Origin of the sequence: Pseudarthrobacter sp. CC4 (assembly GCF_048957775.1) — a bacterium.
GTDB lineage: Bacteria > Actinomycetota > Actinomycetes > Actinomycetales > Micrococcaceae > Arthrobacter.
Genome location: NZ_JARCCZ010000020.1, coordinates 1 through 16,066 on the forward strand (window position 1 = coordinate 1; position 16,066 = coordinate 16,066).

18 protein-coding genes, 2 tRNA genes and 1 other RNA gene are annotated in these 16,066 nt (G+C 64.8%); 13 read left to right on the forward strand and 8 right to left on the reverse strand.

Annotated features, from left to right (window positions below; all coding sequences use genetic code 11):
• Nucleotides 1-504: 504 nt before the first annotated feature.
• From PV768_RS14365 to PV768_RS14385, 5 genes are all read left to right on the forward strand, one after another.
• A complete protein-coding gene (locus tag PV768_RS14365) occupies nucleotides 505-924 on the forward strand; it encodes a DUF3052 domain-containing protein (RefSeq protein ID WP_321213780.1) in 420 nt (139 codons plus the stop codon).
• On the forward strand, nucleotides 921-1,415 hold the full coding sequence (locus PV768_RS14370; protein ID WP_421093367.1) for a peroxiredoxin: 495 nt from the start codon (nucleotides 921-923) through the stop codon (nucleotides 1,413-1,415). Before PV768_RS14365 ends, PV768_RS14370 begins: the two co-directional genes overlap by 4 nt.
• Nucleotides 1,416-1,421: 6 nt before the next feature.
• A complete protein-coding gene (locus PV768_RS14375) occupies nucleotides 1,422-2,342 on the forward strand; it encodes an NAD-dependent protein deacetylase (protein ID WP_321213778.1) in 921 nt (306 codons plus the stop codon).
• A 109-nt stretch (nucleotides 2,343-2,451) separates the two neighbouring features.
• Nucleotides 2,452-2,524, forward strand: a tRNA-Val gene (locus tag PV768_RS14380).
• A gap of 118 nt (nucleotides 2,525-2,642) precedes the next feature.
• Nucleotides 2,643-2,933, forward strand: a complete 291-nt coding sequence (locus PV768_RS14385; RefSeq protein WP_421093368.1) for a hypothetical protein — start codon at nucleotides 2,643-2,645, stop codon at nucleotides 2,931-2,933.
• Nucleotides 2,934-3,067: 134 nt separating this feature from the next.
• Here the strand turns inward: PV768_RS14385 and PV768_RS14390 are convergent, their stop codons facing one another.
• A complete protein-coding gene (locus tag PV768_RS14390) occupies nucleotides 3,068-3,793 on the reverse strand; it encodes a FadR/GntR family transcriptional regulator (protein ID WP_157241930.1) in 726 nt (241 codons plus the stop codon).
• A gap of 199 nt (nucleotides 3,794-3,992) precedes the next feature.
• On the opposite strand from PV768_RS14390, the gene gndA reads away from it, so the two are divergent.
• Entirely contained in the window at nucleotides 3,993-5,429 is a 1,437-nt protein-coding gene (gndA, locus tag PV768_RS14395) for an NADP-dependent phosphogluconate dehydrogenase (protein WP_157241931.1), read from the forward strand.
• A 112-nt stretch (nucleotides 5,430-5,541) separates the two neighbouring features.
• Here gndA and epsC read toward each other — a convergent pair whose 3' ends face one another.
• The 3 genes from epsC to msrA all read right to left on the reverse strand — a co-directional run bounded on the left by epsC (nucleotide 5,542) and on the right by msrA (nucleotide 7,690).
• A complete protein-coding gene (gene epsC, locus PV768_RS14400; RefSeq protein WP_421093369.1) occupies nucleotides 5,542-6,126 on the reverse strand; it encodes a serine O-acetyltransferase EpsC in 585 nt (194 codons plus the stop codon).
• Nucleotides 6,127-6,165: 39 nt separating this feature from the next.
• Nucleotides 6,166-7,101, reverse strand: a complete 936-nt coding sequence (cysK, locus tag PV768_RS14405; RefSeq protein WP_157241932.1) for a cysteine synthase A — start codon at nucleotides 7,099-7,101, stop codon at nucleotides 6,166-6,168.
• 64 nt (nucleotides 7,102-7,165) lie between these two features.
• Nucleotides 7,166-7,690, reverse strand: a complete 525-nt coding sequence (gene msrA, locus PV768_RS14410; protein WP_157241933.1) for a peptide-methionine (S)-S-oxide reductase MsrA — start codon at nucleotides 7,688-7,690, stop codon at nucleotides 7,166-7,168.
• A gap of 102 nt (nucleotides 7,691-7,792) precedes the next feature.
• Between msrA and PV768_RS14415 the strand changes: the two genes are divergently transcribed.
• Both PV768_RS14415 and PV768_RS14420 read left to right on the forward strand, forming a co-directional pair.
• Nucleotides 7,793-8,731 carry a Nif3-like dinuclear metal center hexameric protein gene (locus tag PV768_RS14415; protein ID WP_321213775.1) on the forward strand — a complete coding sequence of 313 codons (939 nt, stop codon included), beginning with the start codon at nucleotides 7,793-7,795 and terminating at the stop codon, nucleotides 8,729-8,731.
• A 120-nt stretch (nucleotides 8,732-8,851) separates the two neighbouring features.
• A complete protein-coding gene (locus PV768_RS14420; RefSeq protein ID WP_321213774.1) occupies nucleotides 8,852-9,589 on the forward strand; it encodes a zinc ribbon domain-containing protein in 738 nt (245 codons plus the stop codon).
• A gap of 81 nt (nucleotides 9,590-9,670) precedes the next feature.
• Here the strand turns inward: PV768_RS14420 and PV768_RS14425 are convergent, their stop codons facing one another.
• Nucleotides 9,671-10,435 carry a YaaA family protein gene (locus PV768_RS14425; protein ID WP_421093370.1) on the reverse strand — a complete coding sequence of 255 codons (765 nt, stop codon included), beginning with the start codon at nucleotides 10,433-10,435 and terminating at the stop codon, nucleotides 9,671-9,673.
• A 56-nt stretch (nucleotides 10,436-10,491) separates the two neighbouring features.
• On the opposite strand from PV768_RS14425, the gene rnpB reads away from it, so the two are divergent.
• The 5 genes from rnpB to PV768_RS14450 all read left to right on the forward strand — a co-directional run bounded on the left by rnpB (nucleotide 10,492) and on the right by PV768_RS14450 (nucleotide 14,413).
• An RNA gene (rnpB, locus tag PV768_RS14430) (RNase P RNA component class A) lies at nucleotides 10,492-10,883 on the forward strand.
• A 45-nt stretch (nucleotides 10,884-10,928) separates the two neighbouring features.
• Nucleotides 10,929-11,471 carry a TspO/MBR family protein gene (locus PV768_RS14435; protein ID WP_321213772.1) on the forward strand — a complete coding sequence of 181 codons (543 nt, stop codon included), beginning with the start codon at nucleotides 10,929-10,931 and terminating at the stop codon, nucleotides 11,469-11,471.
• Between the two features lie 257 nt (nucleotides 11,472-11,728).
• On the forward strand, nucleotides 11,729-13,207 hold the full coding sequence (locus PV768_RS14440; RefSeq protein ID WP_370460685.1) for a glyceraldehyde-3-phosphate dehydrogenase: 1,479 nt from the start codon (nucleotides 11,729-11,731) through the stop codon (nucleotides 13,205-13,207).
• Between the two features lie 75 nt (nucleotides 13,208-13,282).
• Complete coding sequence (locus PV768_RS14445) at nucleotides 13,283-13,492, forward strand: hypothetical protein (RefSeq protein ID WP_157241935.1); 210 nt, start codon at nucleotides 13,283-13,285, stop codon at nucleotides 13,490-13,492.
• Nucleotides 13,493-13,615: 123 nt separating this feature from the next.
• Nucleotides 13,616-14,413, forward strand: coding sequence for an HNH endonuclease family protein (locus PV768_RS14450; RefSeq protein ID WP_157241936.1), 798 nt, complete (start codon nucleotides 13,616-13,618; stop codon nucleotides 14,411-14,413).
• A 9-nt stretch (nucleotides 14,414-14,422) separates the two neighbouring features.
• Here the strand turns inward: PV768_RS14450 and def are convergent, their stop codons facing one another.
• The 3 genes from def to orn all read right to left on the reverse strand — a co-directional run bounded on the left by def (nucleotide 14,423) and on the right by orn (nucleotide 15,952).
• On the reverse strand, nucleotides 14,423-14,995 hold the full coding sequence (gene def / locus PV768_RS14455; RefSeq protein ID WP_157241937.1) for a peptide deformylase: 573 nt from the start codon (nucleotides 14,993-14,995) through the stop codon (nucleotides 14,423-14,425).
• A gap of 126 nt (nucleotides 14,996-15,121) precedes the next feature.
• A tRNA-His gene (locus PV768_RS14460) sits at nucleotides 15,122-15,194 on the reverse strand.
• A 128-nt stretch (nucleotides 15,195-15,322) separates the two neighbouring features.
• On the reverse strand, nucleotides 15,323-15,952 hold the full coding sequence (orn, locus tag PV768_RS14465) for an oligoribonuclease (protein WP_323057018.1): 630 nt from the start codon (nucleotides 15,950-15,952) through the stop codon (nucleotides 15,323-15,325).
• Between the last annotated feature and the right edge of the window lie 114 nt (nucleotides 15,953-16,066).

The window sequence follows — 16,066 nt, forward strand, 5'->3', positions numbered from 1 at the left end:
TCTCTTCGGGATCACGATCAGGCAGCTGGTTAGTCAACCCGCTGAGGATATGGGAGGTATCTTCTCCTGCAGCCACGTCCAACCTCTCTTTGCGCGCATTGGTGGCGCACTCAGGCCGGGCAGGGTGACCGCCCGGCGTACGTACGCCGTGTGCGACGTATCGGTTACAACAGCCCGGTCATGTGTGCCGGGCAGGGTCCTAAGTTTTCCTACGTCTGCATTGGAGTTACAGGGTTGTTGCCCCGCAGGCATAGTTGTCACCTGCCACTCTAACTCTGTCCCTTACGCGATGCGTAGCCGCGGCTTGGGCGGCCCAGTTGTATTTCGCCGTCATACTGGTTGTGTGACGAAAAGCCGCTGGGCAGCGGGCTGGACGAACCTGATGTGACGCAGAATATGGCGCATCGCGGGGGCGGCAGCTTGAAGCTCAGGCACAAAGGGTGTTGGCTTGGGAGTAATGGAAATCACTATGCGCACTGCATATATGAGGCATTGGAGGTACACGTGAGCGAGGCCGACGCCGCCACTTCGGTAAATGTGGCGGAAAAATTGGGTTTCAAGAACGGGGATCTGATTCAGGAGTTCGGTTACGACGACGACGTCGATTTCGACTTGCGTGACGATATTGAGGACCTCACCGGTTCTGAGCTGCTGGACGAGGACGACCATGAAGTGGCGGACGCCGTCATCTTCTGGTGGCGCGACGGCGACGGAGACCTCGTTGACAGCCTGATGGATTCGCTGACCACGCTGAGCGAAAACGGCGTGGTGTGGGTGCTGACACCCAAGTCCGGCCGGGCTGGATATGTCTCCCCGGCAGACATCCAGGAGGCAGCGCCGACGGCCGGGCTGCACGTTACCACCTCAGCGGGCGTGTCCAAGGACTGGAGCGCAACGCGGCTGGTGAGCAGGAAGAACAAGTGACGGCAGCGCTTGCCGCTGCCGCCGTAGCTGTCCCCGCGGTCGGTGGGGCCGCACCTGACTTCGAACTCGTTAACCAATACGGTGAGCCGGTCAGGTTGTCCTCCTTCCGGGGCCAGAACGTGGTCCTTGTGTTCTATCCCTTTGCATTCTCCGGTATCTGCACCGGTGAGCTCTGCGAACTGCGGGATAACCTCGCGCTGTTCCAGGATGCGAACGCCACCGTCCTGGCCGTCTCAATGGACAGCAAATTCAGCCTCAGGGCCTATGCTGCCCAGGAACGGTACAGCTTCGACCTGCTCGCGGACTTCTGGCCGCACGGCGAGGTCGCCAGGCTGTATGGGGTGTTCGACGCCGACAGCGGCATGGCACGGCGGGGCACCTTCATCATCGATGCGGGCGGAACCATCCGGTACAGCGTGGTGAATCCGCGGGGCCAGGCCCGGGACCTCGGGGAATACCGCATGGCACTTGCCGGGCTCGAAAAGGCCTGACTCCACGTGGGCGGGCAGCGGCATGGTGTGGGCCTCACAGGCTTCGCGAGCATGCCGCCAGTGCCTGCCGGACCCCCGTCCGCAGAAGAGCTTGACGTCCTGGTCCGGATCCGGGACGTACTGGCAGGGGACCGTTTCGCGCTGCTCACCGGGGCCGGACTCAGTACCGACTCCGGGATCCCGGACTACCGGGGACCCGGTTCGCCCCCTCGTTCGCCCATGACCTACCAGGAGTTCGTCAAGGCGTCCGCCAACCGCCAGCGCTACTGGGCGAGGAACCACATCGGCTGGTCCCACCTGCGGCGCGCGGATCCGAACCAGGGCCACCTCGCCGCGGCGGAGCTTGAACGCAGGGGACACCTCACCGGCCTCATCACCCAGAATGTGGACCGCCTGCACCAGGACGCCGGCAGCGTTAACGTCGTCGACCTCCATGGCAGGTATGACCAGGTTGTCTGCCTGAATTGCCGCCGGACCTATACGCGGCGTCTGCTGGCAGGAATCCTCGAGGAGCTGAACCCGGATTTCCTGGACCGGGCGGCACAGACGGGGCTGGTGGAGATGGCACCGGACGCCGATTCCACGGTGGAAGACCAGGCGTTGATCAGCAGTTTTGTGGTGGCGGCCTGCCCCGCCTGCGGAGGAATGCTGAAGCCCGACTTCGTGTACTTCGGTGAGAACGTGCCCAAGGACCGGGTCGAAATCTCCTACCGGATGGTCGATGATGCCGCAGCCCTGGTTGTTGCGGGATCGTCACTGACGGTAATGAGCGGCCTGCGCTTTGTCAGGCACGCCGCCAAGGAGGGCAAACCGGTGGTCATTATCAACAGGGGAGCAACCCGCGGGGATGACAAAGCAACCATCAAGCTTGAGGCGGGCGTCAGTGAATCGCTGACCTGGCTGGCGTCGGAGCTCCCGCCCGTCTAAGGGCAGGCCGCAGGCTGCCCTTCAGCGGTCGATTCGCATTCGGGGGCCGATGTCGGGTAGAGTCTATGTTCGTTGGTCAGGGCGCAGCAGTGCCCGGTCCGGCCACTTTGGGTCTTTAGCTCAGCTGGTAGAGCGCCACGTTTACACCGTGGATGTCATCGGTTCGATCCCGGTAGGACCCACACGCAAGCCCCGCAGTTTCCGCCCTCAGGTGGAAGTGGCGGGGCTTTTGCGTTGCTCCGCCCCGCCAGGAATCCGGGCTCTTCCCCGAATGTCCGACCCCTGCCATAGCTTGCAGGAATGGAACACGTGATTGTGCGGACGGGGACGGACGGCAGGCCCGCGGCGGTGCTCTGCAATGGCAGGGAATGGGCTGTGGGCGCGGAACCGGTCCGGTGGTTTGAGCATGTCAAATGGTGGGAGACGCGCCGCAGGATGCCTAAGGGCCTCAGCCGTGTGGATGTCGAGGTCCTGCAGCTTCAGGTGAGGCTGGGAAGGAACGCCGGCTCCGCCCTGACCACCATGCTCCTTGAGCGGGACGGGCTGGGTGGGGGCTGGCGTCTCAGGGAAGCCCTTGCCGACGCTGCCTAGGCGAATCGCGCCGGCCGGCGGCGGGCTCCGGGCATTGGAAAACCCTCCACCGCGACTATTGGGGGATGCCGCGGTGGAGGGCTTGAGTTGAATATACCGTGAACCTCTGGAAACAAAAAGTCGACGCAGCGGTGTCAGCGCTGCACCGGAATGAAGACGCGGGGTTGCTCGGTCCACGTATCGGACATCTGGGACATGGTCCGCCTCATGATTTTGTCTGACGACTCCCGGGCGGTGGCAGCATCGCCCCGGGCGATTGCCTCCGCCACGTCCATGTGCCACTGGAGCGCGGCCTCGTGCGGATGGTCCGGCATCAGTCCGTGCACGGTCCGGCCCGTCAGGGTCTCCGCCACCTGGCCCATGAGGTTCGCAAACATTTCGTTGCCCGAGCCGGACAGCAGCAGCGAGTGGAACTGGATGTCCAGCTCAAGGAAGCGGGGCACGTCACCCTTGCGGCCGGCGTCGAGCATTGCACGGGCGACGTCCACCAGCTCCAGCCGCAGCGGCGCCGGCGCGTTCTGGGCGGCCAGCTCGGCCGCGGCCGGCTCCACGGCGGACCGCAGCTCAGCAAGTGACCGAAGCTGCGCGCCGCGGGCGTCACTGGCCAGGCGCCACCGGATGACCTGGGGATCGAAGGGATTCCAGCGGCTCGGGGGCAATACCCGGATGCCCACCCGCTTGGTGGTCTCCACCAGGCCGAGGGACTGCAGCACGCGGACGGCCTCGCGGATCACCGACCTGGACACCCCGAGTTCATCCTCAAGGTTTTCGGCGAGCATGATATGGCCGGCAGGCAGCTCCCCTGAGACAATTCGGGTGCCAAGATTCTCAATGGCACGGTGGTGCAGGCTGCTGGTCATGCAGCTAAGCCTAGTGTGAACGGGTTGGCCGGAAGGCGGCCGGCCGGGACCGCAGCGACACAAACGCTTCCACAAGGTGGGCGTTACTTTCCTGTTACCTCCCGAATATATATGCTTTATTAAGACCCTTGGTCTGCAATCGTGCTTCCGACGCAACGGGAGCCCTGCACATCCGCGCAACGTACGAATTGGAGTTTTGATGTCTGCACACATCGGTGTCACCGGCCTCGCGGTGATGGGCGCCAACCTCGCCCGCAACCTCGCCAGGAACGGCTTCACGGTTGCCCTGCACAACCGTTCCGTCGAGAAGACCGACGCCCTGCTGGAAAGGTACGGCTCGGAAGGCGACTTTGTCCGGACGGAAACCCTGCAGGAACTGGTCGATTCCCTGGAGAAGCCGCGCCGCGTGCTGATCATGGTCAAGGCCGGCAAGCCTGTTGACTCAGTCATCGAACAGCTGGAGCCGCTCCTGGAACCGGGCGACATCATCATCGACGCCGGTAACTCCCACTACGAGGACACCCGCCGCCGCGAAGCTGCCCTTGCCAAGAAGGACCTGCACTTCGTGGGCGTCGGTGTCTCGGGCGGCGAAGAGGGCGCGCTCAACGGCCCCTCCATCATGCCCGGCGGTTCCAAGGAGTCCTACAAGGCCCTGGGCCCGCTGCTGGAAAAGATCTCCGCCAAGGTGGACGGCGAACCGTGCTGCGCCTGGGTGGGAACCGACGGCGCCGGCCACTTCGTCAAGATGGTCCACAACGGCATCGAATACGCCGACATGCAGGTCATCGGCGAAGCCTTCGACCTCCTGCGTTCCGGTGCCGGCATTGAGCCTGCCGAGCAGGCCAGGATCTTTGCGGACTGGAACAAGGGCGAGCTCTCCTCCTTCCTGATCGAGATCTCCGCCGAGGTTTTGGGTCACGTGGACGCCAAGACCGGCAAGCCGTTCGTCGACGTCGTGGTGGACGCGGCCGGCCAGAAGGGTACCGGCCGATGGACCGTCATCTCCGCACTGGAGCTCGGCTCCCCGGTTTCCGGCATCGCCGAATCCGTCTTCGCACGCGCCCTGTCCTCCCAGACGGAGCAGCGCAAGCTGGGCCAGGAGCTGCTGGCCGGCAACGAGGCATCCGTGGAGATCCCGGAGACGTTCGTCGAGGACGTCCGCCAGGCACTGTACGCGTCCAAGCTTGTTTCCTACGCCCAGGGCCTGGACATGCTGACGTCGGCAGCGAAGGAGTACGGCTGGGACCTCAAGCTGGACGAGATCGCCTCCCTGTGGCGGGCCGGCTGCATCATCCGCGCCGAGCTGCTCAAGGACATCACCAAGGCCTACGCAGCGGACGAGAAGCCGGCCAACCTCCTGTTCGCTCCGGCGTTCACGCAGGCCATCGCCGAGGCACTGCCGGCATGGCGCCGGGTCGTCGCTACCGCCGTCCAGCTGGGGATCCCCGTTCCGGTGTTCTCCTCCTCGCTGGCCTACTACGACGGCCTGCGCCGCAAGCGCGTTGCTGCCGCCCTGATCCAGGGCCAGCGAGACCTGTTCGGCGCCCACACCTATGGCCGCGTCGACTCCGAGGGCACTTTCCACACCCTCTGGGGCGAGGACAAGTCCGAGATCGAAGCCGTGGACACGCACTAGCCTCCACTATCGGTTAAAGCCAAAGGCCGGCAGTTCCTGAAGTTTCAGGAACTGCCGGCCTTTGGCTTTTGCCTGGCGCTGGTGACACGGCCAGGGTTGGCGGCTTCTGTTGTCAGATCCGGTATTCGATGTCGTACTCTGCCGGGTCCACCGCAGGCTTGGTTTCACGCTGGGCATCCCGGTGGCGCCACTTCGCGGGGACGCCGGTGACAATCGATTCCGGCGGCGCGTCCTTGACCACCACCGCGTTGGCGCCCACGGCGCTGTCCCGGCCAATGGTGATTGGCCCCAGGATCTTGGCGCCGGCACCAATGGTTACCCGGTCACCGATGGTGGGGTGGCGTTTGATCCGGGCCAGGGAGCGGCCGCCCAGGGTGACTCCGTGATAGATCATCACATCCTCGCCGATCTCGGCAGTCTCTCCGATCACCACGCCCATCCCATGGTCGATGAAGAAGCGGCGGCCGATGGTGGCAGCCGGATGGATCTCAATTCCGGTGAGGAACCGGCCCAGCTGCGAGATCAACCGGGCAGGGAAACGCAACCCCGGGTTCTGCCACAGCCAGTGCGTCAGCCGGTGGATCCAGATGGCATGCAGGCCGGAGTATGCGAAAAAGTTCTCAAAAGAACCCCGAGCCGCCGGGTCGTGGGACCGGGCGGCGTCGAGGTCTTCCTTTAGTCTTGCGAAAAAGCCCACAAAGTTCTTTCTACAGGAAACGGGCGAACAGCGGCTGGATCAGCCGCGGATGTCGTCATAGAGGACGGTGGAGATGTAACGCTCACCGAAGTCACAGACAACAGCCACGATCAGCTTCCCCGCGTTTTCGGGACGCTTGGCCAGTTCCAGGGCACCCCAGACAATGGCGCCGGAGGAGATGCCGCCCAGGATGCCTTCCTTGACGCCGAGCTCGCGGGCCACCCGGACGGAATCCTCAAGCGTGGCGTCCAGGACCTCGTCATAGACGTTGGTGTCCAGGATTTCAGGCACGAAGTTGGCGCCGATGCCCTGGATCTTGTGCGGGCCGGGTGCGCCGCCATTGAGGATGGCGGAGTCCTTGGGCTCGATCGCGACGATCTGGACGCCGGGCTTGCGCTCCTTGAGGACCTGGCCGACGCCGGTGACGGTTCCGCCGGTGCCTACGCCCGCGACGAAGATGTCCACTGCGCCGTCGGTGTCCGCCCAGATTTCCTCCGCCGTGGTGGTGCGGTGGATTTCGGGATTGGCTTCGTTGGCAAACTGCTGTGCCCAGATGGAGTTCTCGGTGTTGGCCACGATTTCCTGGGCCTTCTCCACCGCGCCGCGCATTCCCTCGGAACCCGGAGTCAGGACGATCTCGGCGCCAAAGGCGCGCAGCATGACGCGGCGTTCCGTGGACATGGTCTCCGGCATGGTGAGGATGACCTTGTAGCCGCGGGCAGCACCCACCATTGCCAGGGCGATGCCGGTGTTTCCGGACGTGCCTTCAACAATGGTTCCGCCGGGCTTCAGTGCACCGGACTTCTCGGCGGCATCGACAATGGCAACACCGATACGGTCTTTGACGCTGTTGGCCGGGTTGTAGAACTCAAGCTTGACGGCGACGGTGGCATCCAGGCCCTCGCTGAGCCGGTTGAGCTTGACCAGCGGGGTCCCGCCGACCAGCTGTGTCACATCGTCATAGATCCGTGCCATGTACATACGCCTATCTCTGAGGGGTGAATACTGAGGTCAGCCTAACGAGGCCGCGTAAGCGTGGCTAAGCGTTAAGCCATGCAGAGTAATATTTCCTGGCCTTGGCGAGCTTGGGGTTGATGATCACCTGGCAGTACCCCTGTTCGGGATGCTTGGCGTAATAGTTCTGGTGGAACTCCTCCGCGACATGGAAGCGGGGCAGCCGGCTGACCTCCGTGACAATCGGATGGGCCCACAGTGCCTGGTTCCGGTCGATCGCTTCCTCAAAGAGGATCTTCTCTTCGGTGGTCTCATAGAACATCGACGAACGGTACTGGGTGCCGACGTCGTAGCCCTGGCGGTTCAGCGTGGTGGGATCGTGCAGGGCGAAGAACATGTCCAGGATAACCTCCGCCGGGATGGTCTCCTCGTCGAACGTCACGGCAACAACCTCGGCATGGCCGGTGGTGCCGTTGCAGACCGAGTAGTAGTCCGGTTGCGGATCGTGGCCCCCGGTATAGCCGGACACCACCGAGCTGACGCCCTTGGTCTTCTGGTAAACGGCGTCGAGGCACCAGAAGCAGCCTCCGCCTAAAACAAAAGTTTTCATGACCTCTTCAATGGTTGGGGGCGCGGGAAGATTCCCGGGCCGTCCAGGGGCGGCGGCTGTAAACGTGCGGTCCGGACGGCCCGATGGGGTAAAACTAAGACTATGGAACCTGCGGACACCGACGTTACCGGCCCGGACAACATCGACGGCGGCACTGGCAACGGCGGCGCACCCTCCGGCGGGCCTGGGGCAGCGGAGTCCGCGGAGGCGCCCACCCTGGGTGAACTGCTCCTGGCCGTGGAAGAGCTGTGGCCCGAATCCCTGGCAGAGAACTGGGACGAAGTGGGACTGGTGGCAGGCCATCCCTCCGCGCCCGTCACCAAGGTGATGTTCGCCGTCGACCCAACCCTGGAAGTCATTGAGGAGGCGGTGGAGTGGGGCGCGGAACTCCTGATCACACACCATCCCCTCCTCCTGAAGGGCGTCACCAGCGTCGCCGCCACCACCCCCAAAGGCCGGGCAGTGCACCGGTTGATCGAGTCCGGCACCGCTTTGCTGACCGTCCACACCAACGGTGATTCCGCCGTCGGCGGCGTATCCGACGTCCTCGCCGACGCGCTCGGCCTCCAGGACGCCGCCCCGCTCACGGTGGCCGCAAACGGCCTCCCTGAAGAGGGCATCGGGCGGGTGGGGGACCTGGCGGAGGCCATGACCCTCGGCGATTTTGCGGCCCGCGTGTTCGGGATCCTCCCGTCCGTTGCCGGGGGAGTGCGGGTTTCCGGCGACAAGGACGGCCTGGTCCGGCGCATCGCCGTATGCGGTGGTGCCGGGGACTCCCTCTTCAATGAGGTCAGAGCCAGCAACGCGGACGTCTATGTCACCGCTGACCTGCGTCACCACCCGGCGTCGGAAGCCCGGGAGGCCGCCCTGAACGGCCGGCCCTACCTGGTGGATGTGTCCCATTTCGCCAGCGAGTGGCTGTGGCTGCCTGCCGCTGCGGCTGCGCTGGGCAATGTCCTCGCCGACCAGGGCCATGACGTTGAAATCCGGGTCAGCACTACCAACAGCGACCCCTGGGACTTCATCCTGACCCCGGGCTAGGCCTTGAGTGCGAGGTCCGGTGGCGACGCAGCGAGGCGGGGGAGCAGGCCACGCGCTAGAGTCTAGGAAGCGCCGATCAGGTGCCCGGCCCCGGCCGGTAGGGATCAAGCGGAGGTAAATGTGGCGAAGGCAGCACCGGCGGAACAGTTGAAGTTGCTTGAGCTGCAGGGGCTGGACGCCAAGCTTAAGTCGCTCGCCAACCGCCGCCGCTCCCTGGAAAACGATCCCCGCATCAAGGACCTTGAGGCGGCCCTGTCTGTTGCCAATGGCGAGCTTGGTGCGGCGAAGGTGGCTGTCCATGACGCCGAGGCCGAACTGAAGCGGGCCGAGGCGGACGTGGAACAGGTCGCCTCGCGAATCCAGCGGGACGAGGCGCGGCTGAACAGCGGCACCGGGTTGTCCAAGGACCTGGTGGCCCTCCAGAAGGACATCGCCTCGCTCAACAAGCGTCGCTCGGACCTTGAGGACATCGAACTCGAGGTAATGGAGCGGCTGGACTCCCTTCGCGCCAGGCAGGCGGCGCAGCAGGGGATCGTGGACGATATCCAGGGATCCTTCGGCACCATCCGCGCCGAGCTGGATGCGGAACTGGCTGAGGTGGAGGCGGAAGCGAGCGGGCTCCGCACCCGCCGTGCCGAATTCGCTGCTGGGCTCGACGCCGGCCTGCTCGCCGTCTACGAAAAAACGCTCGCCAAGCGGGGCGTGGGCGCCGCCCGGCTGTTCCACGGCACGTCCGAAGCGTCAGGCATGAAGCTGAGCCCCGGCGACCTGGCCGAGATCAAGGCAGCCGCGGCCGACGACATCGTCTTCTGCCCGGACTCGGGCGCCATCCTGGTGCGCTCGGAGGAGTGGGCCTGACCCAACTAAGTAGCGCTAAGTGTCGTTTTGGCGGCTCATAACGACACTTAGCGCTACCTAGTTGGGGGAGGGGCGGGGGAATCAGCCCGGCAGGATGATGTTTAGCGCGTGGGGTTTCCTCGCTGACCCGTCCACGAGCTCTGCCTGCCACACTTCCCGGGCGGCCTTTGCAAGGTCCGACGGCGTCGCTGGAGCCTTGCCCCGCCGGGCCAGCAGGTGCCGTGCCAGTTCGCCGCGGGTGTGCTTGGCGAAATGGCTCACCACTTTCCGCACGCCCTGCACTTCGGTGAACACGTTGACCGTAACGGTCTGCGCCGGCGGCGGCGCCCACGCTGCGGCGTAGGTGCTGGACCGGCAGTCAACCAGCAGCTGCCCCTCGGTGAGCGGCGCCAGCGCACTGGACAGGTGCGGCTTCCAGAACGAGGCGAGGCGGCCGACGTCGGGCAGCGCCGTCCCCATTGACAGCCGGTAGGCGGGCACGCTGTCGCCGAAGCGGATGGCGCCCCAGAGGGCGGAGATCACCAGCACCGACTCGTCTGCCTTGCGCCGCTGCACAGGGGTGAGCGTCTTGTAGCCCAGTGCGTCGTACAGCACGCCGGAGTAGATCTGGTGGGCGGGAGCCGCGGGTTCAGCGTGGAGCCGGGTGTTGCGGTCGACGTCGTCCTTCAGCGAGGCCCCGACCCCCAGCAACGCGAGGGCGTCCTCGTGCGCGCTCACCGCCCCCAGTGCGTCGAGCACCTTGGCGCGGCAGGAGTTCAGGTCCGGGAAGCTCAGGGAAGGCCAATCGACGGCGGAACCACTGATCGCGGGCGTCTTGCCTTCGGAAGGGGGGAGCAGAATCAGCACCGTCCGATCCTACCGGCGCAGGGAATGCGGCACCGCGCCGGTAGACTGGACCTGGATGGGTTGACCAGGCGGCCGCGCGTCACGCAAGTGGCTCGAGGAACGTCCGGGCTCCACAGGGCAGGGTGGTGGGTAACGCCCACTCGGGGTAACCCGCAGGCCAGTGCCACAGAGAACAGACCGCCTGGGTCGCGCCGGTTTGAAAGCGGCACGAACCAGGTAAGGGTGAAACGGTGGTGTAAGAGACCACCAGCTTCCCGGGTGACCGGGAAGGCTAGGTAAACCCCACCCGGAGCAAGGCCAGACAGGACACGTTTGAGGGCTGCCCGCCCGAGTGTCCGGGTAGGCCGCTGGAGGGCGCCGGCAACGGCGCTCGTAGATGGATGGCCGCTACTCCCGCACCGGCAACGTGGCGGGAGCACAGAACCCGGCGTATCGGTCAACCCATCCACCCATTCCGGTTTGACCTTGAGAGTTGTGTTGGGGATCCTGAACCGTGCCCGCAAATATTGACCCGCCCTCCGGCTATGGAGCCGCCCAACCGCAGGGTTCCGCCCGCGGACGGCAGGCTGTTGCCCTGGCCGGGTTCCTTGCGCTCTCCGCTGCAGCCTGGGCCTTGGCGTCGGTCCCCATCATCCTGAATTCCGGCGGCTGGTTCGCGGGGTCGGTCAAGGCTCCCTGGATGCCGCCGGGCTGGATGTTCAGGAGCATGTGGATGCTGCTCTACGCGGGGGTGGCGGTTGCCGCCTGGCTCGTCTGGCGGAAAGGGGAGCTGAGGGGAGGCGCCCTGGCCGGGTACCTTGTCCAGCTGGTGCTCAACGCCGCGTGGCCGCTGGCCTTCTTCGGGCTCTTTCCGGTATTTGGAGCCGCTGCACTCTGGGCTGCTTTCCTGGTGATTGCCGGGCTGGCGGCGTCCCTCGCCTTCCTCGTTGTGCGGTTCGGTCCGGTGAGCCCGGCTGCCGGCCTCCTGATGCTGCCCTATTTTTCGTGGGTTGTGTTTTCGGCCAGCCTCAATCTCTATTCGGCCATCCACAACTGATGCCCCGGGCGCAAGGCCGTTCCCTGTGAGTGATTTCACGTGGTTCCGGCCGGTTCAGGGGGGCCGGCCAACTTAGAATGGAGACCGGACGCAGGAGTTCTTCCGCCGGGGTTGCGTTCGCAGCCGGCGGTTTTTCTTTGCACGCGATCCAGGCGCCTGGGGGCCGACCCCTGCAGGCGCGGGTGCCCCTGCACAACATGTGGTGGCCGACATCCGTGTACGAGGACGTACACGGCTGAACCGAGGAAGGTATTTCTGTGAGCCAGACGTCAGATTCTTGTCTTGATACGTGGATGGGCCGGGAGGCCCTCGCCGAGGCCATGATTCCGGTGATCGGCCGGCTGTACCGCGAAAACAACGTGGTCACCAGCATCCATGGCCGGAGTTTGATCAACAAGTCCACCATGAACATCCTCAAGGCGCACCGTTTTGCACGCCGGATGAGCAAGGACGAGCTGCTCCTGGAGGAGACCGCGCCGCTGCTGAACACCCTGGCCGGCCTGGAGCTCGGTGCTGCTGCGATCGACATCGCACGGTTGAACCAGAAGTTCAAGGAAGAGGGCAGCGGCGCCACGCTGGAAGAATTCCTCCGCGCGGAACTTGCCGACGTTGTGGGCAAGCGCGGCGGCGACGACCGCACCAGCACCGACGTGGTGCTTTACGGCTTTGGCCGGATCGGCCGGCTTCTGGCCCGCCTCCTCATCGAAAAGGCCGGCGGCGGCCATGGCCTCCGCCTGCGCGCCATCGTGGTCCGCAAGGGCGCTGACAACGATCTCTCCAAGCGTGCCAGCCTCCTGCGCCGCGACTCCGTCCACGGGTCCTTCGAAGGGACCATCAGGATCGACGAGGAAGCCAACACCATCACGGCCAACGGCGTGCAGGTACAGGTCATCTACTCGGACAACCCTGCCACCATCGACTACACCGCCTTCGGCATCAACAATGCCCTGGTGGTGGACAACACCGGCCGCTGGCGTGACCGGGAAGGGCTGTCCCAGCACCTGCAGAGCAAGGGCGTGGCACGGGTTCTCCTGACCGCGCCGGGCAAGGGCGACCTGAAGAATATCGTCCACGGCATCAACCACGGCACCATAGAGGACACTGACCAGATCGTGTCCGCCGCGTCCTGCACCACCAACGCCATCACGCCGGTGCTGAAGGCCGTCAACGACAAGTTCGGCGTCGTGCACGGCCATGTGGAGACAGTGCACTCCTTCACCAACGACCAGAACCTGATCGACAACTTCCACAAGGGTGACCGACGCGGCCGCTCCGCCGCACTGAACATGGTCATCACCGAGACCGGTGCCGCCAAAGCCGTGGCCAAGGCACTGCCTGAGCTGCTCGGGAAGCTCACAGGCAGTTCCATCCGGGTCCCCACCCCTGACGTCTCGCTGGCGATCCTGAACCTCCGCCTGGAGAACGGGACCACCAAGGACGAGATCAACAACTACCTCCGCGAGATGTCCCTGCACTCGGACCTGCGGAAGCAGATCGACTACATCGACTCACCCGAAGTTGTCTCCACTGACTTCGTCGGTTCCCGCCGCGCGGGCATCGTGGACGGCCTGGCCACTGTGTCCACAGACAAAAACGTCGTCCTCTACGTCTGGTACGACAACGAGTTCGGCTACAGCTGCCAGGTGGTCCGCGTGATGGAGGAAATGGCAGGGGTCAACCCGCCGTCCTTCCCCGCAAAGGAATCCGCCGCGGCCCTCGCAGCGATCGCCGTTTAGGCCGGGGCCGCCGGTCCCGCGAGTTCCCGGCTGATTCTGCTGGAATCAGCCGGGAAACGGGACCACACTGGTGGCATGGACAAAAATTCGACGCTTCAGCACGAAACAACCCTTGAGCACGCCCTCGACGTCGCCAAAGCCAACCACAAGGAGGCCGTCCGGCTGCTTGAGGGCGCCCGCGCCGCCTACAAGACGGGCGACGTCGGCGAGGACCGGGTGCGCCAGCTGGAAGGACTGCTGGCAATCGCCGAGGAAGACCTCCGGAGGGTGATGCGCGAGCAGTAACCCCGCGCGGACACTTCCACCAGCGCCGCCACTTGCCCTCCACACTGTGGAAAACAACGGGGCGACCCGGGAGGCGGCCTAGGCTCTCCTGGTGCATGATGTCCGAGAAGGGGCCGGGTCCCCATGACTGTGAGCTGGTCCGCCTACCGGCGTGCCCGCCGTCGCTCGCGGCAGGCGTGGGGCATCCTGGCAGTGGCCGCCGTCGGTGCGCTGGCGGCACTGTCCTGGTTCTTTACTGCCGGCCAGTTTGCCTTGGCGGAGCCCGCGGCCTCCGGCCCCACCGAAGCCCCAGTGTTCGACCCTGCCTGGATGAAGCCCGTTGTGCCGGTGCACCCCGTGCCCTCCGGTACTGCCGTCACCGCGCTGGAACGGCTTCCCGTCAAGGGCCGGGCCGCGAAGGACAAGTACGACCGCGAAGCGTTCGGCCAGGCGTGGCTGGACGTGGACCGGAACGGGTGCGACACCCGCAACGACATGCTCAGGCGTGACCTTACCGCCGTGGTGTTCATGGAAGGTTCCACGTGCCGGGTGGCAGGGGGCTCCTTCCGCGAGCCCTATACCGGGCAGCCCTTGGACTTCCGGCGGGGCTCCGACAGCAGCCGGGCAGTCCAAATAGACCACGTCGTGGCCTTGGGTGACGCGTGGCAGAAGGGTGCCCAGGGATTGACAGCCAAGCAGCGCCAGAGCCTGGCCAACGATCCGCTGAACCTGATCGCGGCGGACGGCCCGGCAAACGTGCAGAAGGGTGCCGGCGATGCCGCAACCTGGCTTCCCAAGAATAAATCCTTCCGCTGCCACTATGTGGCCCGCCAAATATCGGTCAAGGCAGCCTACGGACTATGGGTCACCGAGGCGGAGAAGGGCGCCATGAAGCGCGTGCTGGGGTCCTGCCCGGACCAGCCCACCATTGCGGCGAAGTGACCGGGTGCCCTAGTGGCCGAACGGGTCCGGGTCGACGCCCGGCATCCAGGTCAGTCCGGGAACGCCCCAGCCGCTCTTCTTGGCCTGTTTCATGGCTTTGCGCGCATAGCGGTCAATCAGCCGGTTGACGTACAGTTTTCCGTCCAGGTGGTCATATTCGTGCTGGATGACCCTGGCAAACCAGCCGGTGGCTTCGAACCTGACCGGCTGTCCAAAGCCGTCAAACCCTTCAACACGTGCCCACTCGGCGCGCTTCAGGGGATACTGCCCGCCAGGGAAGGACAGGCAGCCTTCTTCTTCCTCGTCCGGGTCCGGTACCGCGCCGGAAATCTTTGACAGGGTCAGCACCGGGTTGACCAGTACGCCCGTGGGCGGAGCGCCGTCGTCGTTGGCGTATTTGTAGACAAAGATCCTCTTGCCCACGCCTATCTGCGGTGCCGCGAGACCCACGCCGTTGGCGGCGTCGTTCGTTTCAAACATGTCCGCTATCAAAGTCCGCAGCTCGTCGTCGAACACTTCCACCTCGGAAGCCCGGCGGTGCAGTACGGGTTCTCCCCAGATGGTGATTGGCAGAACGGTCATCTTTAGCGGTCCTTCAGCGGTGTCTCGTGCCAGGTGCAAGTGTGCAAACGGCGAAAAAAGAAGGAGGCCGCACCGGATCTCCGGTGCGGCCTCCTTCTTGGACGGCTGCACATACCGTCCCGTGAGGGTGAGCTACGGGGGTTGAACCCGCGACCTCCTGGACCACAACCAGGCGCTCTGCCAACTGAGCTAAGCCCACCATGTGCCTGCAGATTTACCGGCGTACCGGCCCTCTGGAAAGGCAACTCATATAGCTTACCTGCTCTTCAGGGGTGCTTTGTCCACTTTTGGGGTTTTTGCGGAAAATTCCGTCGAAGGTGGCGCAGATTACCCTTCCTGCTGCCCGGCGTCCCCGGCGGATGTGATGCGGCGGGCAATCTGCAGGGCAGTGGCACTGTCCGGTCCCGGTGCAGGCACGAACACGGCCTCCCGGTAATAACGGAGCTCGTCGATGGAGTCCTTGATGTCCCCCAGTGCGCGGTGTCCGCCCTTTTTGGCCGGAGACTGGAAATATGCCCTCGCGAACCAGCGGCGCGAGAGTTCCTTGATGGTGCTGACGTCGATCACCCGGTAGTGCAGGTGTTCAACCACTGCGGGCATGTCCCGGGACAGGAACACCCGGTCCGTCCCCACGGAATTACCGCCCAGCGGCGCCTTGCGGGGGTCCGGCACCCATGTGGTGATGTATTCCATGACGGCGGCTTCCGCTTCGGCCATCGTCTTGCCGTTCGGCAGTTCCTTGAGGAGCCCCGATTTGGTGTGCATGTCGCGGACGAAATCGTTCATCTGGGCCACCGCGGCATCATCCGGTTTGATGACCACGTCGACGCCGTCGCCGAGGATGTTCAGTTCGGAGTCGGTGACCAGGGCGGCCACCTCGATCAGGGCGTCGTTCTTGATGTCCAGGCCGGTCATTTCGCAGTCGATCCAGACGATGCGTTCGTTAGATATAGGCACCGGACAAGCCTACCGTTACACCTTCAGGGCACCGGCCGATGCTAGGATTTCGAAGACGCGGCGGGTCATCCCGCTCCCGTGAGGATGCGCCTCGGCCGGCCGTTGGCCCGCCGG